At 68.9% G+C, this 22,224-nt stretch carries 20 protein-coding genes and 1 tRNA gene; 12 read left to right on the top strand and 9 right to left on the bottom strand.

What is annotated here, in order from left to right; all coding sequences use genetic code 11:
- Position 1 precedes the first annotated feature (1 nt).
- Positions 2-1,441 carry a TolC family outer membrane protein gene (locus COA07_RS10080; RefSeq protein ID WP_141396505.1) on the top strand — a complete coding sequence of 480 codons (1,440 nt, stop codon included), beginning with the start codon at positions 2-4 and terminating at the stop codon, positions 1,439-1,441.
- A 4-nt stretch (positions 1,442-1,445) separates the two neighbouring features.
- Here the strand turns inward: COA07_RS10080 and COA07_RS10075 are convergent, their stop codons facing one another.
- On the bottom strand, positions 1,446-2,279 hold the full coding sequence (locus COA07_RS10075; protein WP_066713537.1) for a TauD/TfdA dioxygenase family protein: 834 nt from the start codon (positions 2,277-2,279) through the stop codon (positions 1,446-1,448).
- Between the two features lie 73 nt (positions 2,280-2,352).
- Between COA07_RS10075 and COA07_RS10070 the strand changes: the two genes are divergently transcribed.
- A complete protein-coding gene (locus tag COA07_RS10070) occupies positions 2,353-3,036 on the top strand; it encodes a Crp/Fnr family transcriptional regulator (RefSeq protein ID WP_096640931.1) in 684 nt (227 codons plus the stop codon).
- 145 nt (positions 3,037-3,181) lie between these two features.
- Positions 3,182-5,743 carry a TonB-dependent receptor gene (locus tag COA07_RS10065; RefSeq protein ID WP_066709305.1) on the top strand — a complete coding sequence of 854 codons (2,562 nt, stop codon included), beginning with the start codon at positions 3,182-3,184 and terminating at the stop codon, positions 5,741-5,743.
- Between the two features lie 327 nt (positions 5,744-6,070).
- Here COA07_RS10065 and COA07_RS10060 read toward each other — a convergent pair.
- Positions 6,071-6,157, bottom strand: a tRNA-Leu gene (locus COA07_RS10060).
- A gap of 198 nt (positions 6,158-6,355) precedes the next feature.
- Here COA07_RS10060 and COA07_RS10055 point away from each other — a divergent pair.
- The 5 genes from COA07_RS10055 to gltB all read left to right on the top strand — a co-directional run bounded on the left by COA07_RS10055 (position 6,356) and on the right by gltB (position 15,007).
- Entirely contained in the window at positions 6,356-7,282 is a 927-nt protein-coding gene (locus COA07_RS10055; RefSeq protein ID WP_066709307.1) for a complex I NDUFA9 subunit family protein, read from the top strand.
- 39 nt (positions 7,283-7,321) lie between these two features.
- Entirely contained in the window at positions 7,322-8,122 is an 801-nt protein-coding gene (locus COA07_RS10050; RefSeq protein ID WP_066709309.1) for an undecaprenyl-diphosphate phosphatase, read from the top strand.
- 155 nt (positions 8,123-8,277) lie between these two features.
- The gene (locus tag COA07_RS10045) at positions 8,278-9,717 is read left to right on the top strand and encodes an NAD(P)-dependent oxidoreductase (RefSeq protein WP_066709311.1); all 1,440 of its coding nucleotides are present in this window, start codon (positions 8,278-8,280) and stop codon (positions 9,715-9,717) included.
- Positions 9,717-10,484 carry a DUF2059 domain-containing protein gene (locus tag COA07_RS10040; protein WP_141396504.1) on the top strand — a complete coding sequence of 256 codons (768 nt, stop codon included), beginning with the start codon at positions 9,717-9,719 and terminating at the stop codon, positions 10,482-10,484. Before COA07_RS10045 ends, COA07_RS10040 begins: the two co-directional genes overlap by 1 nt.
- Positions 10,484-15,007, top strand: a complete 4,524-nt coding sequence (gene gltB, locus COA07_RS10035) for a glutamate synthase large subunit (protein ID WP_066709317.1) — start codon at positions 10,484-10,486, stop codon at positions 15,005-15,007. The genes COA07_RS10040 and gltB overlap by 1 nt, the downstream gene beginning before the upstream one ends.
- A gap of 4 nt (positions 15,008-15,011) precedes the next feature.
- Here gltB and COA07_RS10030 read toward each other — a convergent pair whose 3' ends face one another.
- Positions 15,012-15,401, bottom strand: a complete 390-nt coding sequence (locus tag COA07_RS10030; RefSeq protein WP_066709319.1) for a type II toxin-antitoxin system VapC family toxin — start codon at positions 15,399-15,401, stop codon at positions 15,012-15,014.
- On the bottom strand, positions 15,398-15,640 hold the full coding sequence (locus COA07_RS10025) for a type II toxin-antitoxin system VapB family antitoxin (protein WP_066709322.1): 243 nt from the start codon (positions 15,638-15,640) through the stop codon (positions 15,398-15,400). Before COA07_RS10025 ends, COA07_RS10030 begins: the two co-directional genes overlap by 4 nt.
- A gap of 98 nt (positions 15,641-15,738) precedes the next feature.
- Between COA07_RS10025 and COA07_RS10020 the strand changes: the two genes are divergently transcribed.
- The 3 genes from COA07_RS10020 to COA07_RS10010 are packed head-to-tail and all read left to right on the top strand — an operon-like array spanning position 15,739 to position 17,197.
- Positions 15,739-16,410 (top strand): glutathione S-transferase family protein, encoded by a 672-nt coding sequence (locus COA07_RS10020; RefSeq protein WP_066709324.1) that lies wholly within the window; start codon positions 15,739-15,741, stop codon positions 16,408-16,410.
- Positions 16,410-16,781 (top strand): tRNA-binding protein, encoded by a 372-nt coding sequence (locus COA07_RS10015; protein ID WP_066709327.1) that lies wholly within the window; start codon positions 16,410-16,412, stop codon positions 16,779-16,781. Before COA07_RS10020 ends, COA07_RS10015 begins: the two co-directional genes overlap by 1 nt.
- The gene (locus COA07_RS10010) at positions 16,781-17,197 is read left to right on the top strand and encodes a secondary thiamine-phosphate synthase enzyme YjbQ (protein ID WP_066709333.1); all 417 of its coding nucleotides are present in this window, start codon (positions 16,781-16,783) and stop codon (positions 17,195-17,197) included. The genes COA07_RS10015 and COA07_RS10010 overlap by 1 nt, the downstream gene beginning before the upstream one ends.
- 95 nt (positions 17,198-17,292) lie before the next feature.
- Here COA07_RS10010 and COA07_RS10005 read toward each other — a convergent pair whose 3' ends face one another.
- Together COA07_RS10005 and COA07_RS10000 are read right to left on the bottom strand one after the other, a co-directional pair.
- Entirely contained in the window at positions 17,293-18,021 is a 729-nt protein-coding gene (locus COA07_RS10005) for a class I SAM-dependent methyltransferase (RefSeq protein ID WP_066709336.1), read from the bottom strand.
- Positions 18,022-18,024: 3 nt separating this feature from the next.
- The gene (locus COA07_RS10000; protein ID WP_245842106.1) at positions 18,025-18,438 is read right to left on the bottom strand and encodes a GtrA family protein; all 414 of its coding nucleotides are present in this window, start codon (positions 18,436-18,438) and stop codon (positions 18,025-18,027) included.
- A gap of 137 nt (positions 18,439-18,575) precedes the next feature.
- Here COA07_RS10000 and COA07_RS09995 point away from each other — a divergent pair, with 137 nt between their 5' ends.
- The gene (locus COA07_RS09995) at positions 18,576-20,354 is read left to right on the top strand and encodes a hypothetical protein (RefSeq protein ID WP_096640991.1); all 1,779 of its coding nucleotides are present in this window, start codon (positions 18,576-18,578) and stop codon (positions 20,352-20,354) included.
- Between the two features lie 75 nt (positions 20,355-20,429).
- Here COA07_RS09995 and COA07_RS09990 read toward each other — a convergent pair whose 3' ends face one another.
- From COA07_RS09990 to COA07_RS09980, 3 genes are read right to left on the bottom strand one after another with little or no spacing between them, the layout of a single operon-like run.
- Complete coding sequence (locus COA07_RS09990; protein ID WP_066713374.1) at positions 20,430-21,047, bottom strand: MarC family protein; 618 nt, start codon at positions 21,045-21,047, stop codon at positions 20,430-20,432.
- Between the two features lie 13 nt (positions 21,048-21,060).
- The gene (folD, locus tag COA07_RS09985; RefSeq protein ID WP_066713377.1) at positions 21,061-21,930 is read right to left on the bottom strand and encodes a bifunctional methylenetetrahydrofolate dehydrogenase/methenyltetrahydrofolate cyclohydrolase FolD; all 870 of its coding nucleotides are present in this window, start codon (positions 21,928-21,930) and stop codon (positions 21,061-21,063) included.
- Positions 21,927-22,199: a DUF167 domain-containing protein gene (locus COA07_RS09980; protein ID WP_281254088.1), complete on the bottom strand. Its 273-nt coding sequence runs from the start codon at positions 22,197-22,199 to the stop codon at positions 21,927-21,929. Before COA07_RS09980 ends, folD begins: the two co-directional genes overlap by 4 nt.
- Between the last annotated feature and the right edge of the window lie 25 nt (positions 22,200-22,224).

The raw sequence follows: 22,224 nt of genomic DNA, 5'->3' as shown, positions 1-22,224 counted from the left end.
GATGTCCAGTCCGTCACGCCCCGCGCGCGCGGGGCATCGCCTGGGCGCGGTGCTGCTCGCCGGTGCCGTGCTGTGCGGCGCATCCGCCGCCGTCGCGCAGGACGCGCCCGTCGTGGCCGCGCCCGCCGACCCCGCGGCGCTCGCCCGACCGGGCGAGAGCGAGCCGCTGCGCGCCGCGATCGTCGAGTTGCTGCGCAAGAACCCGGACATCCAGATCGCGCTCGCCCGCCAGGACGACGCGCGCTACGCGATCGGCGAGGCGCGCGCCGCCTATCTGCCGCGCGTCGACCTGTCGCTGGCCAGCGGGCCGGAATATGTCCTGCCCTATCAGGCGACCGACAATACGATGCTGCGCCGTAGCGAAGGGGTGCTGACGCTCCACCAGAACATCTGGGACTTCGGCGCGACGATCAACGACGTGAAGCGCGCGCGCGCCGCCTTCTCCAGCGCGGAATGGAACACGCGCGAACAGATCGAGCGGATCGCGTTCGAAACCACCGCAGCGTATCTCAGCCTGCTGGAAAAGCAGCGCACCGTCGAACTGATCGAGGAGGAGATCGCCACCCAGGCGAAGATGTCGCGCACGATCCAGGTGCAGAAGGACCTGGGCCTCACCACCGCCGCCGACGTCAGCCGCGCACAGGTGCGGCAGGACAACCTTCAGGCGCAGCTGCTGGACGCGCAGAGCCAGTTGCAGCAGCAGCGCGAGGCCTATCGCCGCCTGACCGGGCACCTGCCCGGGCGCGCCACCGACCTGCCCGCGGTCGACACCGCGCTGCCGGCCGATGCCGATGCGGCGGTGCAGATGATCGAGGATCACAACCCCGAACTGGCGCAGGCGGTGCAGAACCGCCGTTCGATCGAAAGGCAGCTGCTCAGCCAGAAGGCCAGCTTCTACCCGCGCATCGGGCTGGACGCACAGGCGAACCTTCGCAACGAGGTGATGGGCCGCACCGGCCGCAACGAGGATGCGCGCGTCGTCGTCACGCTGTCCTACAACATCCTGCGCGGCGGCGCCGACTATGCGCTGATGCGCCGGATCGAGGCACGCGTGCGCGAATCGGACTATGAGGTGGATCGCGTGCGCCGCAACGTCGAGCAGGATCTGCGCATCGACTTCCAGTCGCTCGCCGCCGCCAACGACAAGATGGCGACGATCGAATCGCAGGTCGCCGCCGCGGAAAAGGTGGTGACGCTGTACCGCGAGCAATTCCGCTCGGGCAATCGCTCGGTCTTCGACCTGCTCGACACGCAGCAGGCACTGTTCCAGGCGCGGCTGAACCGGCTGACCAACTATACGCAGAAACAGGTCAGCGGGCTGCGCGTGCTGCAGAAGCTGGCCGGGCTGTTCGATTTCGTCAGCGGGGGACAGCCGCTGACCAAATACGGGCGCGAGATCGTCGTGCCCCGCCCGCCCGCCCGCGTCGGCCCGAACCTGTAAGCCCCTACACCAGCGGCTCGCCGGCGATCGTGATGCGATGCATCAGGCGCCGGTGGCCCTGATAGTCGTTCATCGCGCAATGCCAGGTCGACCGATTGTCCCAGATTGCGATCGACCCCGGCGCCCAGCTGACGCGGCAGTGGAACCGCTCCTGCATCGCCACCTGATACAGATAGGTCAGCAGCGGCAGGCTTTCCGCGCGCGTCCAGCCGGCGAAGTGCAGCGTGAAGGCGGGGTTGACGTACAATATCTCGCGCCCGGTCGCCGGGTGGCGGATCACCACCGGATGTTCGGCATGGGTGCGTTCGTCATGCCCCTTCAGGTCGGCGGCCTGGTCGGTCTTCGCATAGATGCCGTCGGCGCTGTAGATATGGTCCGCCGAATGGACCGCGCGCAGGCCGCGCAGCGTCGCCTTCATCCCCTCCGACAGGCTGTCGAACGCCGCGCCCAATCCGGCGAACAGCGTGTCGCCGCCGGTCGGCGGCGTCTCGCGCGCCAGCAGGATCGACCCCATCGCAGGGACCGGGTCGTAACTGTGGTCGGTATGCCAGCCGCCGCCGATATTGGTCTGCTGGTTCTCCGCCTTGCGCACCTCGGCGATTTCGGGGTGGCCGCCATTGGCCGGGAAATAGCGGTTGATGTCGATAGGACCCCAGCGCCGCGCGAAGGCGATATGCTGTTCGGGGGTCAGCGACTGGTCGCGGATGAACAGGACGCCATGGTCCGCGACCGCCGCGCGCAACGCGCCGAACGTGTCGTCGTCCAGCGCGTTCAGATCGACGTCGCGCGCCTCGACGCCGACATGCTCCGACAACGGGTGCCATGTCACTGCGGCCATCCACTTTCTCCTCGTTCTTGATGTCGCGGATGTAGCAGGCGCCCTCGCCAGCAAATGCCACCATCGTTACATTGTGGCGGTGGACGTCGCCGATCACCTTGCCGGGAACCGCTGGTTCGCCGCCCTGCCCGCCGCGCTGCGCGGCGCGGTCGCCGCCGCGGCGTCGCCCCGCGCGCTGGCGGCCGGTCAGTGGGTGTACGGCCAGGGCGATGAGGATACCGGCGTCGTCATGGTGCTGGATGGGATGTTGCGGCTGGAAACGATGGTCGGCGACCGCTTGGTCCTGATCGGCGTCGCGCGCGCCGGCGCCGCGTTCGGCCAGTCGCGCCGGCACGGCGGCGGCCCGCGCATCGTCACCGCGCGCGCCGGGCCGCCCAGCCGGGTCGCGACCGTCGGCGACAGCGCGCTGGGGCGGATCGCGGTGGAACAGCCCGCGATCTGGCACGCGGTCAGCACGCTGGTCTACGCCCAGCTCGACGCCAGCGTCCACGGCCTGGCGGAGATGCTGGCGCTGCCGCCGGTCGCGCGCATCGCCGCGCGGCTGCGCCCGTTCGCGGAAAGCGGCGTCGCGCCGCTGTCGCAGGCGGACCTCGCCGAGCTGTGCGGCCTGTCGCGCAAGACCACCAACGCGCACTTGGCGACGCTGGAGGCGGCCGGCGCGATCGCGCGCGGCTACGGATGCATCCGTCTGATCGACGCCGGGGTGCTGGCGTCCTTCGGCGCCGCCGACGCGGCCCGCGCGCAGGGGCGATATTGATCCGCGCACGCCCGGCGTCGCGCGTCATCGAACCGACCCGAACCGGTCATGAAACCGTGACCCGACCGTCACCAATCTGCTGCCAACCCCGCCTAGGGCGTGCGCAGCCGCAACCATCGTTGCCGCGCCGGGGAAAGAAGCAGAAATGATCCAACCGTCCGTGTCGCTGATCGCCGTGACACTCGCCGCGCTGACGCCCGCCGCCGCCGCCGCTCAGCAGGCCGGCACCCCCGCGGTCGCATCCGAACCTGCCACCGACGGCGGCGCGGAGGCGCCGACGATCGTCGTGACCGGCGGGCAGACGCGTACCGCCGTCGAACTGCCCGGCACCGAAATGCAGAAGATCCTGCCCGGCGTCAGCCCGCTGAAGGCGATCCAGACGCTGCCCGGCGTGCTCTACATCACCGCCGATCCGTGGGGGAACAACGAGCAGAACGCCCAGCTGTTCATCCACGGCTTCGCCGCGAACCAGCTCGGCTATACGATGGACGGCATCCCGCTGGGCGACCAGAGCTACGGCAATTACAACGGCCTGTCGCCGCAACGCGCGGTCATCTCGGAAAACGTCAGCCGCGTGATCGTCGCCACCGGCGCGGGCGACCTGGCCACCGCATCGAACAGCAACCTGGGCGGCACCGTCGAAACCTATTCGTCGAACCCGCTTGCCGTGCCGGGGATCCAGGCGGCGCAGACCGTCGGCAGCTACGACACGTCGCGCACCTTCGTGCGGGTGGATACCGGCACGTTCGGCGGGAACAACACCGCCTATGTGTCCGGCGTCCGCCAGCGTGCGCGCGCGTGGGACTTCAACGGCATCCAGGGCGGGTGGCAGGCGAATGCCAAGTTCGTCCACGACGACAGCATCGGCAAGCTGACGCTGTACTTCGACTATAACGACATGACCCAGCCGAACGAGGACGCGACCACCTTCTTCAAGCCTTCCGCCGGCGGCACCGCCAGTGCGGTGCAGCTCTACACGCCCTATACCAAGCCGTTCTTCTACCCCGATTTCAACGGCTACCGCGGCAATTACCTCAGCACGCTCGGCAATTCGCCGGCGGCGCAGGGCGGCAATTATCGCAATTACTATTCCGACGCGCAGCGGACCGATTATCTGGCGTACGGCCGGTACGACGCGCGGCTGACGCCGAACGCGACGTGGTCGAACACCGCTTATTATCACCACAACGACGGCGTCGGCGTGGTCGCCGGCCCGCTCGGCCAGTCGATCGCCACGGCGCAGCCGTATCTCGACCCGGCGTACGCCACCCTGCCGACCAACTGCCGCTTCTCGGCGAACAACAACGGCGTGCGGCCGTCGGCGTGCACCGCGCTGACCGCGGATCAGGCCGCGGCGGCCGGCGCGGCGCTGGTGACGGCGACGGGCGGGTCGGGGCTGATTACCCGCACCACCGAATATCGCATCGACCGCTGGGGCGTGATCTCCGCGCTCGACGTCGAACTGGGTGCGCACAAGATCGAGCTGGGCGGCTGGTTCGAACACAACAGCACCACGCAATGGCGCCGCTGGTATGCGGTCGACGTCAACAACCCGGGCAACAGCACGCCGTACATCCGCCCGCTGGAGGTTGCGCAGCCGCTGTTCACGCAATATCAGGGCGAGGCCACGATCGAGCAGCTGCAGCTTCACCTGCAGGACAGCTGGCAGGCGCTCGACCGGCTGCTGATCCAGGCCGGGTTCAAGACCAGCGCGCAATGGGCCACCGGCCGCTACCCGGTGCAGCCGCGGGCCGGGTCGCTGTCCGGGCTGGCGGGCGGGCTGCCTGAAGGGCGGATCGACACGCTGCGCTGGTTCCTGCCGGCGGTCGGCGCGACGTTCGACGTGAACGGCCATGAGCAACTGTACGCCAACGCGCAGAAGAACCTGCGCCAGTATCAGGCCTATCTCGCCGGCGGCGGCGGCCCGTGGTTCACCGGCAGCCAGGCCGCGTTCAACGCCTTCGCGCAGAGCGGCCGCCCCGAAAGCAGCTGGACTTACGAAGCGGGCGTGCGTTCGCGGCGCGAGCTGGGCGGCGGCGTGACGCTAAACGCGCAGGTCAATTACTATCACGTCGATTTCCAGGACCGGTTGCTGGCGATCTCCACCAACCCCGGCGGCATCGCCGGCGGCGCGATCACCGGCGGCACCTCGATCCTGGTCAACGTGGGCAACGTGAAGACCGATGGCGTCGACGCCGCCTTCACGTTGCGCGCCGGGCGGATCTTCTCGCTCTACAACGCCACGTCGTACAATCTGTCGAAATACCAGCGCGACTATACCTCGACCGCCAGCGGGATCGGCGCGGCGACGGATACGTGCATCGGCGGCTATCTCGTCACCGGCGGCATCGTCCCCACCTGCGGCAAGCAGCTGCCCGGCATCCCGAAGTGGATGAACAAGACGGTCGCCACCCTGTCGCTGGGGCCGGTCGAAACGCAAGTGATCGGCGATTATGTCGGCGCGCGCTTCGCCACGTTCAGCAACGACGTGCGCGTGCCGTCCTACTTCCTGGCCTCGCTGCGCATCGCGGCGCGCGTGCCCGACGATATCCTGCCGCTCCGCAAGACCGAACTGGCGCTCAACGTCACCAACCTGGCCGACCGCAAGGGGCAGTCGACGCTGTCGATCGGATCGGCCACGAACAACTATTCGGCCTATCCGATCCCGCCGCGGCAATGGTTCCTGACGCTGTCCGCGGCCTATTGACCAACCAGGCGCGCCCCGGTCGCGACGCGATCGGGGCCGCCGGTCCGGCCATGATGGCGCCGGAGCACATGCCCGCATTCCTCGCGGCCCGGCCGCTGCGGTGACATTAGCCTGCCCTGCCCGACCTGCGCCACCGACCCGGCACCGCGATATCGCTGCTGATATGAAAGAGGAGCCGCGGTCCGCAGACGGCGCGCCCATTACCGACATCGCGCAGGCGTTTCGGCGTCGATCAAGAGATAACATCGGTGGGATTACGACGTCGGGCGATACCGCTCGCCGCACCAGTTCCGCGCTCGCCGCGGGTATCCTTCCCCGAAAGGAAGGTGGTGCCCAGAAGAGGACTCGAACCTCCACGCCGTTACCAGCGCCGCCACCTGAAGACGGTGCGTCTACCAATTCCGCCATCTGGGCACGGGGTAGGCCGGCGCCTCTAGGGGTAAGGTCGGGCGGCTGTCAACAGCATCTTTGCGCGCAGCCGCATTTCTTTTTCGCGGCGCACCGTGCCCGGTACGGCCTCCGCGCTTCGCTGCGGTGCACCGCGCCCTTGTCTTCGCGGGAACGGAGCGGCTAGGGCAGCGGGGCGCTGTGGCATTTCGGATGACGAGGCAGATGAACAACGAACTGGTGACGCTGATCGGGGGCGGCGGCTTCCTGGGCCGCTATGTCGCGCAGGCGCTGTTGCAGGCAGGTGCGCGCGTCCGCGTGGCGCAGCGCGATCCGCGGCAGGCGTTCTTCCTCAAGCCGCTGGGCGGGCTGGGACAGACGCAGTTCGTCGCCGCCGACGTCACCCGCCCCGACACGATCGTGCGCGCGGTGCAGGGCGCCACCGCGGTCGTGAACCTGGTCGGCGTGTTCGGCAAGGATCAGCAGCGCATCCACGTCGACGGCGCGCGCGCGGTCGCCGAGGCGGCGCAGGACGAAGGCGCCGCGCTGGTGCACATCTCCGCGATCGGTGCGGATGCGGCCGGCGATTCCGGCTATGCGCGGACCAAGGGCGCGGGCGAAGGCGCGGTGCGCGCCGCCGCGCCCGACGCGACCATCCTGCGCCCCTCGACCGTGTTCGGGCGCGAGGACCAGTTCATCAACCGCTTCGCGCAGATGATCGCGACGCTGCCGGTGGTGCCGGTGCTGCGCGCGGGCGCGCGCTTCCAGCCGGTCTACGCCGCCGATGTCGCGCATGCCGTCCTGCGCGCGATCGGCGATCCGGCGACGTTCGGCGGGCGCACGTTCGAACTGGGCGGGCCGGAAGTGCTGACGATGCTGGAACTGCATCAGCGGATCGCCGCGCACATCGGCCGTTCGCCGCATTTCGCCGCCCTGCCCGACGCGCTGGGCGGGTTGATCGCTAGCATGCCGGGCACGCCGATCTCCGCCGATCAGTGGAAGATGCTGCAGCACGACACGGTCGTCGGCGCCCATGCCGAGGGGCTGGCCGCGCTGGGCATCACCCCCACCCCGCTCGATTCGGTCGCGCCCGGCTGGCTCGTCCGCTTCCGCAAGGCGGGTCGTTTCGGGGCGCTCACCAACGCCGCGTGATCGCGCGCCGATCCGCCCGACGACCATGAAGGAACCTGCATGACCGACCTCCTGACCGCCATCATCCTGGGCATCGTCGAGGGGGTGACCGAATTCCTGCCCGTGTCGTCGACCGGCCATCTGGTGCTGGCGACCGAGTTGCTGGGATACGATCCGCAGAAATGGGCGGTGTTCAACATCGCGATCCAGCCCGGCGCGATCCTGGCGATCGTCGCGTTGTATTGGCGGACGTTCTGGGCGGTGGCGATGGGGCTGGTGCGGCGCGAATCGGCATCTATCGCGTTCGTGCGCAACCTGTTGATCGCCTTCGTCCCCGCGGTCGCACTCGGCCTTGCCTTCAACGACCAGATCGAGGCGCTGCTGGAAAGCGCGGTGACGGTCGCCTGGGCGCTGATCCTGGGCGGCATCGCGATCCTGGTGATCGAACGGCTGGCGCGCACGCACCAGGTCGGCGGAATTTCCGGGGTCAGCGCCGGCCAGTCGGCGAAGATCGGCGTCGTGCAAAGTATCGCGATGATCCCGGGGGTCAGCCGATCGGGCGCGACGATCATGGGCGCGATGGTGCTGGGGATCGACCGGCGTACCGCCGCCGAATTCTCTTTCTTCCTGGCGTTGCCGACGCTGACCGGCGCGACCGTGCTGCAACTGGTCAAGCATCGCGACGCGATCACCGGCGGCGACGTACAGTTGATAGCGGTCGGCTTCGTCGTCTCGTTCGTCGTCGCGCTGGCGGTGGTGAAGGCGTTCATGGCGGTGGTGACCAAGCATGGCTTCGCACCCTTCGCGTGGTACCGAATCGTTGCGGGTGCCGCGGCGCTGGCATTCCTTTACACCCGTTGAGTCCATATCGGCCATAAATAGCGGCGCCTACATGCGACCAGCTTGCAGCTGCGGTGCAATATTGCAGTTTTAACGGCAGTATTGCTTACCTAACTACGTAAAAGTGCGTGACAGCGCGCCACGGAATGTGAGACGCACGCCATCGGAGGACACCGATGGCCGACATGCTGAAGTTCGTTGATCGCCCGCAATCCTATCCCGCGAAGCGCGCTGCCGCCGAGCGGGCGGAGGATTTCAGCGAGATCGCCGAACGCTATGCCACCCCCGCGGCGGAGGATCAGGCCGGGCGCTGCTCGCAATGCGGCGTGCCCTATTGCTCGGTCCACTGCCCGCTCCACAACCATATCCCCGACTGGCTGCGGCTGACCGCCGAGGGGCGGCTGCGCGAGGCGTATGAGCTGTCGAACGCCACCTCCACCATGCCGGAAATCTGCGGCCGCATCTGTCCGCAGGACCGGCTGTGCGAGGGCAATTGCGTCATCGAATTTTCCGGTCACGGCGCGGTCACGATCGGATCGGTGGAGAAATTCATCACCGACACCGCCTGGGCGGAAGGCTGGGTCGAGCCGCTCGTTCCCGGCCCGGCGCGCGGCCAGTCGGTCGGCGTCATCGGCGCCGGCCCGGCCGGGCTGACCACCGCCGAATATCTGCGCGCGCAGGGGTATGAGGTCCACGTCTACGACCGGCACGATCGCGCGGGCGGGCTGCTGACCTACGGCATCCCCGGCTTCAAGCTCGAAAAGCCGGTGGTGATGCGCCGCGTCGACCGGCTGAAGGCGGGCGGCATCGTCTTCCACGAAGGGTTCGAGGTCGGTCGCGACGCCACGCTGGAGGCATTGCGCGGCCGACACGACGCGATCCTGATCGCCACCGGCGTGTACCGCGCGCGCGCGATCGAGGTCGACGGCCATGGCCAGGCGGGCGTCGTCGCCGCGCTCGACTATCTGACCGCATCGAACCGCAAGAGCTTCGGCGATGCGGTGCCGGCGTTCGAGGACGGCAGCCTGAACGCGGCCGGAAAGAACGTGGTGGTGATCGGCGGCGGCGATACCGCGATGGATTGCGTGCGCACCGCTATCCGCCAGGGCGCGAAGAGCGTGAAGTGCCTGTACCGCCGCGATCGCGCCAACATGCCCGGCTCGCAGCGCGAGGTCGCCAATGCCGAGGAGGAGGGCGTCGAGTTCGTGTGGCTCGCCGCGCCGGCCGCCTTCGACGGCAGCGATGGCCGCGTCACGGCCGTGCGCGCCAACCGGATGCGGCTGGGCGCCCCCGACGCCAGCGGCCGCCGCGCGCCCGAGGTCGACCCCGGCGGCGCGGAAGACATGCCCGCCGATCTGGTCATCAAGGCGCTCGGCTTCGATGCGGAGGAACTGCCGCATCTGTGGGATGCGCCCGAGCTGGGCGTCACCCGCTGGGGCACGGTGCTGGTCGATTCGAAGACGCTGATGACGTCGCTGGACGGCGTGTTCGCCGCCGGCGACATCGTGCGCGGCGCCTCGCTGGTCGTCTGGGCGATCCGCGACGGGCGCGACGTTGCGGCGACGATGCACAGCTATCTGAAGGCGAAGGCGAAGGCCGCGAAGGTGGCGGCGTGATGCGTCGCGCCGCTACCGCCGTGCTTGCCGCGCTGATCGCGCTGCCGGCCGCCGCGCAGTCGTCATCCCCTGCCCCCTCCCCCGCCCCGTCCGCAAGCGCAGCGCCGGACGCCGAACGCCAGGCGCTCGGCACGCAGGTCGCCGCCCGGCTGTTCCCCGTCGGCACCTATCAGCGGATGATGACCGGCACGATGGACAAGCTGATGGACAGCGTGATGGGCAGCGTCGGCACGATGCCGCTCGCGCAACTGGCGACGATGGGCGGCCTGTCCACGGAACAGGCCGCCGATCTGCCGCCGGTGACGCTGGATCAGATCATGGCGATCTACGATCCGCATTACCGGGAGCGCAGCCAGATCGAGATGCGCGCGATGATGGCGGCGATGGGTGAGTTGATGGGCCGGTTCGAGCCGCGGATGCGCGCCGCACTGGCCGCCGCCTACGCCCGACGCTTCACCGCGCCGCAACTGCGCGAGATGAACGCCTTCTTCGCGACGCCGACCGGCGGCGCCTTCGCGGCCGAATCGATGACCATCTTCATGGACCCGGAGATGATGCAGGAGATGCAGGGCATGATGCCCGCGGTCATGGAGCAGCTGCCGGCGATCCTAAAGAAGGCGCGGGCCGCCACGGCGAACCTGCCGCCGCCGCGCAAGCTGTCCGACCTGACACCTGCCGAGCGCGCGAAGCTGGCGCAGCTGCTGGGCACCAGCGAACAGAAATTGAAGGATCCGCCGGCCGCTCCGGCGATCGAGGGAAACAAGTGATGACCGATCCCCGCACCGAGCAGCGCCAGTATCTCGCCGAACACGGCATGTACCGTCCCGAGTTCGAGGGCGATGCCTGCGGCGTCGGACTCGTCGCCGCGACCGACGGCAAGCCGTCGCGCCGCGTCGTCCAGTCGGCGATCGACGCGCTCAAGGCGGTGTGGCACCGCGGCGCGGTCGATGCCGACGGCAAGACCGGCGACGGCGCGGGCATCCATGTCGACCTGCCGGTGCGCTTCTTCGACGATTGCGTCGCCGCGTCGGGGCACAAGCTGCTGCCCAACCGGCTGGCGGTGGGCATGGTGTTCCTGCCCCGCACCGACCTGGGGGCGCAGGAAACGTGCCGCACGATCGTGGAAAGCGCGATCATCGAGGCGGGCTACACCATCTACGGCTGGCGCCAGGTGCCGGTCGACGTCTCGGTCATCGGGATGAAGGCGCAGTCGACGCGGCCCGAGATCGAGCAGATCATGATCGCCGGCCCGATGCCGGACGAGGTGTCGGCCGAGGAGTTCGAGAAGAACCTGTACCTGGTCCGCCGCCGCATCGAAAAGCGCGTGATCGCGGCGCAGATCCAGGGCTTCTACATCTGTTCGCTGTCGTGCCGCTCGATCATCTACAAGGGGCTGTTCCTGGCGGAGAGCCTGTCGGTCTTCTATCCCGACCTCACCGACCCGCGCTTCGAAAGCCGCGTCGCGATCTTCCACCAGCGCTATTCGACCAACACCTTCCCGCAATGGTGGCTGGCACAGCCGTTCCGGTGCCTGGCGCACAATGGTGAGATCAACACGATCCGCGGCAACAAGAACTGGATGCTCAGCCACGAAATCCGCATGGCCTCGATCGCGTTCGGGGAACATTCGGAGGATATCAAGCCGGTGATCCCGGCCGGCGCATCGGACACCGCCGCGCTCGACGCCACGTTCGAGGCGATCTGCCGTTCGGGCCGCGACGCGCCCACGGCGAAGCTGATGCTGGTGCCCGAAGCGTGGCAGAAGAGCGCCGACACGCCGGAAAGCCATTCGGCGATGTACCAGTATCTCGCCTCGGTGATGGAACCGTGGGACGGCCCCGCCGCGCTGGCGATGACCGACGGGCGCTGGGCGGTCGGCGGCGTCGATCGCAACGCGCTGCGCCCGCTGCGCTATACCGAAACCGCCGACGGGCTGCTGATCGTCGGGTCCGAGGCCGGCATGGTCGTCGTCCCCGAAAGCACCATCGTCGCCAAGGGGCGGCTGGGGCCGGGGCAGATGATCGCGGTCGACCTGGCCGAGGGCCGCGTGCTGCGCGACCGCGAGATCAAGGACAGGATCGCGGGCGAGCAGGATTATGCCGCGATGATCGGCGAATTCTCGACGCTGGAGGATCTGCCCCCCGCCCCCGCCGACAGCGTCACGCGCTACGACCGCGCCGACCTGACGCGGCGGCAGGTCGCGGCCGGACAGACGATCGAGGACATGGAGCTGATCCTGTCGCCGATGGTGGAGACGGGCAAGGAAGCGATCGGCTCGATGGGCGACGACACGCCGCTGGCGGTCATCTCCGACAAGCCGCGCCTCATCAGCCAGTTCTTCCGGCAGAATTTCGCGCAGGTCACCAACCCGCCGATCGACCCGCTGCGCGAACGCTATGTCATGTCGCTCAAGACGCGCTTCGGCAATCTGGCGAACATCCTCGATACCGAGGACCGGCGCGAGCGCGTGCTGGTGCTCGACAGCCCGGTGCTGACCTCCACCGACTGGGCGCGGCTGAAGGCGTATTTCGGCAATGCCGCCGCCGACATCGACTGCACGTTCGAGGCGAACGGCGGGCCGGAGAAGCTGCGCGCCGCGATCCAGCGCATCCGCAACCAGGCTGAACAGGCGGTGCGCGAGGGCAAGAGCGAGCTGTTCCTGACCGACGAGCATATCGGCCCCGATCGCGTCGCGATCCCCGGCGTGCTGGCGGCGGCGGCGGTGCATACCCACCTGGTCCGACGCGGCCTGCGCTCCTACGCCTCGGTCAACGTGCGCGCGTCGGAATGCCTCGACACGCATTATTACGCCGTGCTGATCGGCGTCGGCGCGACGACCGTGAACGCCTATCTGGCCGAGGCCGCGATCGCCGATCGCCAGGCACGCGGGCTGTTCGGCGACCTGTCGATCGAGGAATGCCTGAAGCGGCACAAGAAGGCGATCGAGGAAGGGCTGCTCAAGATCCTGTCGAAGATGGGGATCGCGGTCATCTCCAGCTATCGCGGCGGTTACAATTTCGAGGCGGTCGGCCTCAGCCGCGCGCTGGTCAACGATCTGTTCCCGGGGATGCCCGCGAAGATTTCGGGCGAAGGCTATGCCTCGCTCCACGTCAATGCCAGCGACCGGCACGACGCGGCGTTCGACGATGCGGTGGCGACGCTGCCGATCGGCGGCTTCTACCGCCAGCGCCACACCGGGGAGGCGCACGCCTATTCCGCGCAGCTGATGCACCTGTTGCAGACCGCGGTGTCGACCGACAGCTATTCCAGCTACCTGCAATTCTCGCGCGGGGTGGGCGATCTGCCGCCGATCTACCTGCGCGACCTGTTGCAGTTCAACTTTCCCAAGGAAGGCGTGCCGGTCGACCAGGTCGAGGCGATCACCGAGATTCGCAAGCGCTTCGTGACGCCGGGCATGTCGCTGGGCGCGCTGTCGCCCGAGGCGCACGAGACGCTGGCGATCGCGATGAACCGCATCGGCGCCAAGGCGGTGTCGGGCGAGGGCGGCGAGGACAAGATCCGCTACCAGCCGTACGACAACGGCGACAATGCCAATTCGGTCATCAAGCAGATCGCGTCGGGCCGTTTCGGCGTGACGGCGGAATATCTCAACGCCTGCGAGGAGATCGAGATCAAGGTCGCGCAGGGCGCCAAGCCCGGCGAGGGCGGGCAGCTGCCCGGCTTCAAGGTGACCGAGTTCATCGCCAAGCTGCGCCATGCGACGCCGGGCGTGACGCTCATCTCGCCCCCGCCGCACCACGACATCTATTCGATCGAGGATCTGGCGCAGCTGATCTACGATTTGAAGCAGATCAACCCGCGCGCGCGGGTGTGCGTGAAGCTGGTCAGCTCGGCCGGGATCGGCACCGTCGCGGCGGGCGTGGCGAAGGCACATGCCGACGTCATCCTCGTTTCCGGCCATGTCGGCGGCACCGGCGCGTCGCCGCAGACGTCGATCAAATATGCCGGCACGCCGTGGGAAATGGGCCTGTCCGAAGTCAATCAGGTGCTGACGCTCAACGGCCTGCGCGGACGCATCAAGCTGCGCGCCGACGGCGGGCTGAAGACCGGGCGCGACATCGTGATCGCCGCGATCCTGGGCGCGGAGGAATTCGGCATCGGCACGCTCAGCCTGGTGGCGATGGGCTGCATCATGGTGCGCCAGTGCCATTCGAACACCTGCCCGGTGGGCGTGTGCACTCAGGACGAGGCGCTTCGCGGCAAGTTCGTCGGCACGCCGGAGAAGGTCATCAACCTGATGACCTTCATCGCCGAGGAAGTGCGCGACATCCTCGCCCGGCTCGGCGTGCGCTCGCTGGACGAGATCATCGGGCGCACCGAATTGCTTCGCCAGGTCAGCCGCGGTGCCGAGCATCTCGACGACCTCGATCTCAACCCGATCCTCGCCAAGGTCGACGCGACCGATGCGGAGCGCCGCTTCAGCCTGTCGACCTTCCGCAACGACGTGCCCGACAGCCTGGATGCGCAGATCATCAAGGATGCCGCGGCGGTTTTCTCGCGCGGGGAAAAGATGCAGCTGACCTATTCGGTGCGCAACACGCACCGCGCGGTCGGCACGCGCCTGTCGAGCGAGATCACGCGCGCCTTCGGCATGTCGAAGCTGGCGGAAGGGCATGTCACCGTCCGCCTGCGCGGGTCGGCGGGCCAGTCGCTGGGCGCGTTCCTGTGCAGCGGGATCACGCTGGAGGTGTTCGGCGACGCCAACGACTATGTCGGCAAGGGCCTGTCGGGCGGCACGATCATCGTGCGCCCCGCCGTCTCCTCGCCGCTGGTCAGCCATGAGAACACGATCCTGGGCAACACCGTCCTGTACGGCGCGACGTCGGGCAAGCTGTTCGCGGCGGGCCAGGCGGGCGAACGCTTCGCGGTGCGCAATTCGGGCGCCAATGTGGTGGTCGAGGGGTGCGGCGCGAACGGTTGCGAATATATGACCGGCGGCACCGCGGTGCTGCTGGGCGAGGTCGGCGCCAATTTCGGCGCGGGCATGACCGGCGGCATGGCGTTCGTCTACGACGCGGCGGGCACCTTCGCGCGGCGCGCCAACCCGGAGAATATCGTGTGGCAGCGCGTCGCCTCCGCGCATTGGGAGGAAAGGCTGCGCGGTCTGATCGCCGAACATGCCGCCAGCACCGACAGCCGCTGGTCGCGCGGGCTGCTGGAGGACTGGCAGCGCACGCTCGGCCATTTCTGGCAGGTCGTCCCGCGCGAGATGCTGACGCGCCTCGCCCACCCGCTCGACGACAGCGAGGCGCTGGAAGCAGCGGAGTAAGAGGTTATCGCGCGGACCGGATATCGGTCCGCGCGAAATCCTGCCCCTTGTAGAGGAGCGGGCATCCCGCGACGCGCGCGACGGCATAGGCCATGCAGTCGCCGAAATTCAGCGCCGCGGAATGCCGCCCCTTCCCGAACCGCTCGAACGCATCGGTCGCGGCCTCCAGACGCCGCGCGGTGAAGTCGATGGTTTCCGGGCGGATACCGTCGATCAACTCGCGCAGGTCGCCGGGCAGGCGGGGCGACTTGCCGGCGGCGACGATGCGACATTCCAGCAGCGTCGGCGCACCGATCAGCAGATGGTCGGCCCGCTCGATCGCATCGACCAGCATATCCGCCTCCGGTTCATGCAGCAGGATCGCGATCAGCGCCGACGAATCGAGCGCGATCACCGCGGCAGGCCGTGCTCGTCGTACCCGATGATCTCGTCGGGCGTCCTCGGATCGAGATCATAGGTGGCCACCCGCTCCTGGATCCGCCGGATGCGCTCGCGCAGCGGCGGGCGCTCCTCCGACCGTTCCAGTTCGTGGCGCACCGCCAGCCCGATCGCATCGGTCAGCGACAGGCCGCGCTCGCTCGCCAGCCGGCGGATCGCGCGTTCGATCTCTTCGTGCTTGATGCTGATGCCCATCGCCTTTCCATAACACGACGGTCCGGTTTCCAGAACGGCCCGTATCGTGCCGAGAGCGCTTCCCCTCGCCCCATATTTGCGCCTAACAGCATCGGCTTATGTGGCAGCTCTACCAGTTCCCGCTGTGCCCCTTCACGCGCAAGCTGCGCACGCTCCTCAATGAAAAGGACGTGGGCTATCAGCTGGTGCGCGAAAACCCGTGGGAACGGCGCGATTCGTTCATCGACATGAACCCCGCCGGACAGACGCCGGTGATGACCGATCACGAACGCGGCATCGTGCTGGTCGATTCGATGGCGATCTGCGAATATTTCGAGGAGACGGTGGACCGCGTCGCGATGCTGAACGGCACCGCCACCAATCGCGCGGAAATTCGCCGGCTGGTCGCATGGTTCGACACGCATTTCTATCGCGACGTCACCCAGCCGCTGCTGGACGAGCGGATGGTCAAGCGGATCGCGCACCGCGCCGCCCCCGATGCCGCGCGCCTGCGCGAGGCGATGAAGTCCGCGGTCGGGCATCTCGATTACATCGACTTCCTGCTCGACCACCGCAAATGGATCGCCGGCGCGACGATCAGCCTCGCCGATCTGGCTGCCGCGGCGCAGATCTCGGTCGCCGACTATCTCGGCGGGATCGACTGGACCGGCCACGCGCATACCAAGGCATGGTATTCCGCGTTCAAGAGCCGCCGCAGCTTCCGCCCCCTTCTGGCCGAGCGGATCAGCGGGATCGAGCCGCCCAGCTATTACGAGAATCCGGACTTCTGATGCACGTCACCCACGATCCCGCCGCCGCGCCCGCGCCCGAGATCGCGTTCGACGATTTCCTGAAGGTCGACGTGCGCGTCGGGACGATCGTCGCCGCCGATCCCTTCCCGGAGGCGCGCAAGCCCGCGTTCAAGCTGACGATCGACTTCGGCCCGACGATCGGCGTCAAGCGGTCGTCGGCGCAGATCACCGAACATTACGACATCGACACGCTGGTCGGGCGGCAGGTCGCCGCGGTGGTCAACTTCCCCCCGCGCCAGATCGGGAAGTTCCTGTCGCAGGTGCTGACGCTGGGCTTCCCCGATGAGGCGGGGAAGGTCGTGCTGGTCACGCCGACCGTGCCGGTGCCGAACGGCGGGCGGCTGTTCTGATGCGCCAGTCCCACGGCGCGCTGTCGATCGCGACGCGCGGCCCCGGACTGGTCGAGATCACGCGCGGGGTGGCGGACTGGCTGGCGGCGCAGCGGATCGCCGACGGGCTGCTGACCGTCTTCTGCCGCCACACCTCCGCCTCGCTGCTCATCAACGAAAACGCCGCGCCCGCAGTGCAGCGCGACATCCAGCGCTATTTCGCACAGGCCGCGCCCGAATCGACCGGCTACGAGCACGACGACGAAGGACCGGACGACATGCCCGCGCACCTGCGCACCGCGCTGACGCAGGTGTCGCTGTCGATCCCGGTCGCGGACGGCGCGATGGTGCTGGGCACGTGGCAGGGCATCTTCCTGTTCGAACACCGCGCCCGCCCGCACAGCCGCCACATCGCGCTGCACGTCATCGGGGAATAACCTCTTCCCGTCGCCCCAGCGAAAGCTGGGGCCTCTGCCGGCTCCTGCGCACGCGATCGCCCCGGATCCCAGCCCTCGCCGGGATGACACTTGGACTATGCCGGCTCCGCCAGCGTCAGGATCGACACCCCGATCGGCATCGGCACGCGCCCGACCAGATGCCGCTCCAGCCCGAAGATCTTCTCGAACAGCGCGTTGACCGGCGCCGCGGGGGGCGAATCGTCGCTGTCGTCGCGCCCGGTCAGCCGCCCGGCGACCCGCGCCGCCGCCGCCAGCGGGAACAGCAGCGAGTTGAAATACGTCAGCCCCCGCTCCTTCAGCCCCGCCGCGCGGATCGCCGTCACCAGCGCCCCCTTCGAATAGCGGCGGTGGTGGTGGTTGACGACGTCGTGCGCGCTCCACAGCCACTGGTGCGCAGGCACCGCGATCAGGATCTTGCCGCCCGGCGCCAGGCATTCGCGCATCGCCGCGAGCGCCGCGACATCGTCCTCGATATGCTCCACCACGTCGAGCACCGCGATCAGGTCGTAGGTGCCGCGCGGCACCCCGGTCAGCGCGGGCAGCGGCGCCTCGCCCACCGGGCGGCCCAGCCGCTGGCTGGCGATCGCGCGCGCGGCCGGATCGATCTCGATCGCATCGACCGTGCCGAACTGCGCCAGCATCGGCAGGTTGTGCCCGGTGCCGCACCCGATCTCCAGGATCGCGGCATCGGCGGGCAGCCGCGCCTCGCGCTCCAGGAAATCGGCCAGGATGTCGCGGCGCGCGCGATACCACCAATGGGTGGAATCATGCTCCGCCATGCGATCGTAGACGCGCCGGTCCATAGTCTATCGGAAAACCCAGTTGCGTTGCAGCCAGAAGGTCAGCAGCGGCACCACCGAAACGGCGGGTACCAGCGGCCACCACGTCGGGCCATGGAAGAAGGGGCCGGTCACCAGCACCCAGGTGAAAAGCTGCTGAAGCACGAACCCGAACAGCTGGACAAGGAAGAATCGCCGCGCCGTCCGCGCATTGCGGGTGCCATAGCCGCGGAAACTGACCGCGCCATGCGCGAACCGCCCGATCACGGTCGCCGCCAGGAATGCGATCACCACCGCCAGATTGGGGTTCATGACATAGGTGGCCAGCGGCCAGTAGACCGCGGCGTAGAAGGCGGTCATCGCGCCCCCCGTCACGGCGAAGCGCACCAGCTGCCAGAACGTCTCGCGCGTCGTCGCGCTGGCCGGAGAAAGGGAACGCACCACCGTTTGTCTTGTCCCCACGAAGCGTGCCTGAGCAACCCTGCTTGCCCTTTACGGCGGCAGGCGTAAGCACATCGGCCGCAGGGCGCCTCTAATATCGCAAGCCCGGTGAAGGAAGCGTTTTGACCACCGATCCGATGCGCCGCGCCGTCGCCCGGCTTGCCCCCCTGCTGGACCGCGAATGGATTCGCCTGACGCTGGCGGCGTGGCTGACGATCATGGCCTGGTACCTGATCCAGCGCTGGCCCGCGATCCAGTGGCTGTCGCTGGGCGATACCGACGACAACATGCGGCTGATGCAGGTGCGCGCGTGGCTGGCCGGACAGGGCTGGTTCGATCTGCGCAACTACCGGCTCAACCCGCCGGTGGGCTTCGACATCCACTGGTCGCGGCTGGTCGACCTGCCGATCGCCGCGCTGATCCTCCTCTTCCGCCCGTTCGTCGGCGCGGTGGAGGCGGAGAAGCTGGCGTGCGGGATCGCCCCGATGCTGCCGATGGGGGTGACGCTGGTCGCGCTGGGGGCGACGCTGCGCCGGCTGGTCGCACCGCTCGCCTGGCCGCTGGGCATCGCGCTGTTCCTGGCGACGACGGTGTGCCTGGGCATGTACATGCCCGAACGGATCGACCACCACGGCTGGCAGCTGGCGATGCTGGCGGTCACCGTCGCCGGCCTGTGCGATCCGGTGCGCGCGCGCGGCGGCGCGCTGGTCGGCATCGCCACCGCGGTGTCGTTCACGATCGGGCTGGAAATGCTGCCCTATGCCGCGATGGCGGGCGCGATCATCGCGCTGTCGTGGATCTGGGACGTGGCCGAACGCCCGCGGCTGGCGGCCTATGCGCTGGCGCTGGGGGGCGGCATCGCGGCGGGCTATGCCGGGTTCACCTCCTACGCCAATCGCGTGCTGCGCTGCGACGCGCTGACCCCGGTGTGGATGTCGACGCTGGTGCTGGCGGCGGCGCTGCTGCTGGCGCTCGCCTGGTGGTCGCCGCGGCGCGCAGGCCTGCGGCTGGGCTTCGCGGTGGCGGCGGGGGCGGCGGTGGCCGCGTTCTTCGCGCACACCTTCCCGCAATGCCTGGGCCGCCCGGAACAGGTGTCGCCCGAACTCTACGACAGCTGGCTGTCGCACGTGCGCGAGGCGAAGCCGATCTACGCCCACCCGCTGCGCGTCGCACTGCCGATCGTCGCACTGCCGCTGATCGGGCTGATCGGCGCGGCGATTGCGACGATCCGCGCGCGCCGCGATGCGCGGCTGCTCGGCTGGGCGTGCGTCGCGCTGTTCGGCGCCTTCGCCGCGCTGATGCTGCTGTGGCAGGCGCGTGCCGGGCCGGCGGCGCAGCTGCTGGCGATCCCCGGCGCGGCGGCGCTGATCTGGGCGATGGTGCCGTGGCTGGTCGCCCCGAGCCATCGCGTGGCGAAGGCGGCGGCGGCGGTCGCGGCGTTCGCGATCCTGTCGGGCAGCATGGTGCCGGTGGTGATCCGCTGGTTCGCGATCGACCCGCCCAAACCCTATGTCCAGCGCGTCAACCGTGCGACGGGGCGCTGCCTGACGATCCCGGCGATGGCGCCGCTCAACCGCTGGCCGGCGCAGACGATGTTCACCTTCGTCGATCTCGGCCCGCGGCTCATCACGCTGACTCACCACCGCGCGGTCGCCGGCCCCTATCACCGCAACGGCGATGCGATCCTGGACGTCCACCACGCCTTCGAACGATCGCCGGAGGAAGCGCGCGCGATCATGAAGCGGCATGGCGCGACGATCCTGCTGATCTGCCCGAACATGACCGAATCGACCAACTATCGCGCCCGCGCGCCCAAGGGCTTCTACGGCCAGCTGGCGCATGGCGCGCGGTTCGACTGGCTGGAACCGGTCGCGGTTCCCGGCCGCTCGCCGTTCCGCGCGTTCAGGATCAAGTGAGGCGCCGATCCCGGAGACATTCTTTCGTGGCCACCTGAACCCCGGCCTTGGCCGGGGCGACGACACACCGATGACCTAGCGCAGCTGCTCCATCACGCCGTCGATCACGAACTGCACCGCCAGCGCGGACAGCAGCACGCCCAGCAGGCGGGTGATGACCGCCTCGATCTTGGCGCCCATGATCCGCATCAGCGGCCCCGCCGCCAGCAGCGCGGCGAGCATCAGGATCAGGTTCGCGCCCAACGCCGCCAGCACCACCGCCGACCGTTCGACCCCGTCGTTGCGCGACATCAGCAGCATGATGGTGGCGATCGATCCCGGCCCCGCGATCATCGGCATCGCCATCGGGAAGATCGACACGTCGTCGGCCTCCTCCGGCGAAATCTTCGACGCGCGGTCCTCGCGGCGCTGGGTGCGCTTTTCGAACACCATCTCCAGCGCGATCACGAACAGCATGATCCCGCCCGCGATGCGGAAGCTCGCCAGCTCGATGCCCAGCCCGTGGAGCAGCGGCTCGCCGATGAATGCGAACAGCACCAGGATGATCGCGGCGACCACCACCGCGCGGATCGCCATCGCGCGGCGATGCTCCGGCGAGGCGCCCGCGGTCAGTCCGGCGAAGATCGGCGCGCAGCCCGGCGGGTCGATCACCACGAAGAAGGTGACGAAGGCGGAAACGAACAGCTCGATCACAGCGCGCGCGCCGTCACAGGCCGGCCGGGGCGGGCAGCCCCGCGCGGCGGCACGCGGCGACCAGCGTGTTGCGCATCAGCACCGCGATCGTCATCGGCCCCACCCCGCCCGGCACCGGGGTCAGCGCGCCGGCCACCTCGGCGACCGCCGGGTCGACGTCGCCGACCAGCCCGTCGTCGGTGCGGTTGATGCCCACGTCGATCACCGTCGCGCCCGGCTTCACCCAATCGGCCTTGACGAACGCGGGGATGCCCACCGCCGCGACGACGATATCCGCGCCGCGCACATGCGCCGCGACGTCGCGGGTGCGGCTGTGGACGGTGGTGACGGTGGCGCTTTCCTTCAGCAGCAGCGCCGCCATCGGCTTGCCGACGATGTTCGACCGGCCGATTACCACCGCCTCCATCCCCGACAGGTCGGGGTGCAGGTCCTTCAGCAGCATCACGCAGCCCAGCGGCGTGCACGGCACCAGCCCGTCGATCCCGGTCGCCAGCCGCCCGGCGTTGACCGGATGGAAACCGTCGACGTCCTTGTCCGGGTCGATCCGCGTCAGCACCGCGCGCTCGTCGATATGGCGCGGCAGCGGCAGCTGGACGAGGATGCCGTCGACCGCATCGTCGGCGTTCAGCCGGTCGACCAGCGCGATCAGCGCGTCCTCACCGGTGTCGGCAGGCAGGCGGTGCTCGAAGCTTTCCATGCCCGCGGCCAGCGTCGCCTTGCCCTTCGACCGGACATAGACGGACGAGGCGGGGTCCTCCCCCACCAGCACCACCGCCAGCCCGGGCTTGCGCCCGGCGCGCGCGGTGAAATCGGCCGCGGCATCGCCCACGCGGGCGCGCAGGGTGGCGGCAAAGGCTTTTCCGTCGATCGTGCGTGCGGTCATGACGCGGGCGCATAGAGGCTAGCGGCGATCCGCGCCAGAGCGGTCGCATCGCCCGCGATCGCCAGCCGCTTCACCCGCGCGCTCTGCCCCGCCACCAGCGTCACCGCGCGGCGCGGCACGCCGAAATGCTTCGCCACCAGCGCGACCAGCGCTTCGTTCGCCGCGCCGTCGACCGGCGCCGCCGCCAGCCTCGCCGCCAGATGCGCGTCCGTCCCCGCGGTCAGCGCGTCGCGCCCGCCGCGCGGCGTGACGCGCACCGCGATCGCAATGCCGTCCGCGGTTTCGCGCCAGGCG

This window comes from Sphingomonas adhaesiva, from assembly GCF_002374855.1.
GTDB classification, from domain to species: domain Bacteria; phylum Pseudomonadota; class Alphaproteobacteria; order Sphingomonadales; family Sphingomonadaceae; genus Sphingomonas; species Sphingomonas adhaesiva.
The sequence above is the reverse complement of the archived record's forward strand: the minus strand, read 5'-3'. Positions and strand labels throughout refer to the sequence as shown.

Bases quoted from the DNA above. Each gene is read 5' to 3' on its own strand.
- gltB (WP_066709317.1), top strand. From the start codon at position 10,484: ATGACCGATCCCCGCACCGAGCAGCGCCAGTATCTCGCCGAACACGGC.
- COA07_RS10025 (WP_066709322.1), bottom strand. From the start codon at position 15,640: ATGGGCATCAGCATCAAGCACGAAGAGATCGAACGCGCGATCCGCCGG.
- COA07_RS10075 (WP_066713537.1), bottom strand. From the start codon at position 2,279: ATGGCCGCAGTGACATGGCACCCGTTGTCGGAGCATGTCGGCGTCGAG.
- COA07_RS09995 (WP_096640991.1), top strand. From the start codon at position 18,576: ATGCGCCGCGCCGTCGCCCGGCTTGCCCCCCTGCTGGACCGCGAATGG.
- COA07_RS10015 (WP_066709327.1), top strand. From the start codon at position 16,410: ATGCACGTCACCCACGATCCCGCCGCCGCGCCCGCGCCCGAGATCGCG.
- COA07_RS10020 (WP_066709324.1), top strand. From the start codon at position 15,739: ATGTGGCAGCTCTACCAGTTCCCGCTGTGCCCCTTCACGCGCAAGCTG.
- COA07_RS10080 (WP_141396505.1), top strand. From the start codon at position 2: ATGTCCAGTCCGTCACGCCCCGCGCGCGCGGGGCATCGCCTGGGCGCG.
- COA07_RS10050 (WP_066709309.1), top strand. From the start codon at position 7,322: ATGACCGACCTCCTGACCGCCATCATCCTGGGCATCGTCGAGGGGGTG.
- COA07_RS10055 (WP_066709307.1), top strand. From the start codon at position 6,356: ATGAACAACGAACTGGTGACGCTGATCGGGGGCGGCGGCTTCCTGGGC.
- COA07_RS10005 (WP_066709336.1), bottom strand. From the start codon at position 18,021: ATGGACCGGCGCGTCTACGATCGCATGGCGGAGCATGATTCCACCCAT.
- COA07_RS10010 (WP_066709333.1), top strand. From the start codon at position 16,781: ATGCGCCAGTCCCACGGCGCGCTGTCGATCGCGACGCGCGGCCCCGGA.
- folD (WP_066713377.1), bottom strand. From the start codon at position 21,930: ATGACCGCACGCACGATCGACGGAAAAGCCTTTGCCGCCACCCTGCGC.
- COA07_RS10065 (WP_066709305.1), top strand. From the start codon at position 3,182: ATGATCCAACCGTCCGTGTCGCTGATCGCCGTGACACTCGCCGCGCTG.
- COA07_RS10045 (WP_066709311.1), top strand. From the start codon at position 8,278: ATGGCCGACATGCTGAAGTTCGTTGATCGCCCGCAATCCTATCCCGCG.
- COA07_RS10040 (WP_141396504.1), top strand. From the start codon at position 9,717: ATGCGTCGCGCCGCTACCGCCGTGCTTGCCGCGCTGATCGCGCTGCCG.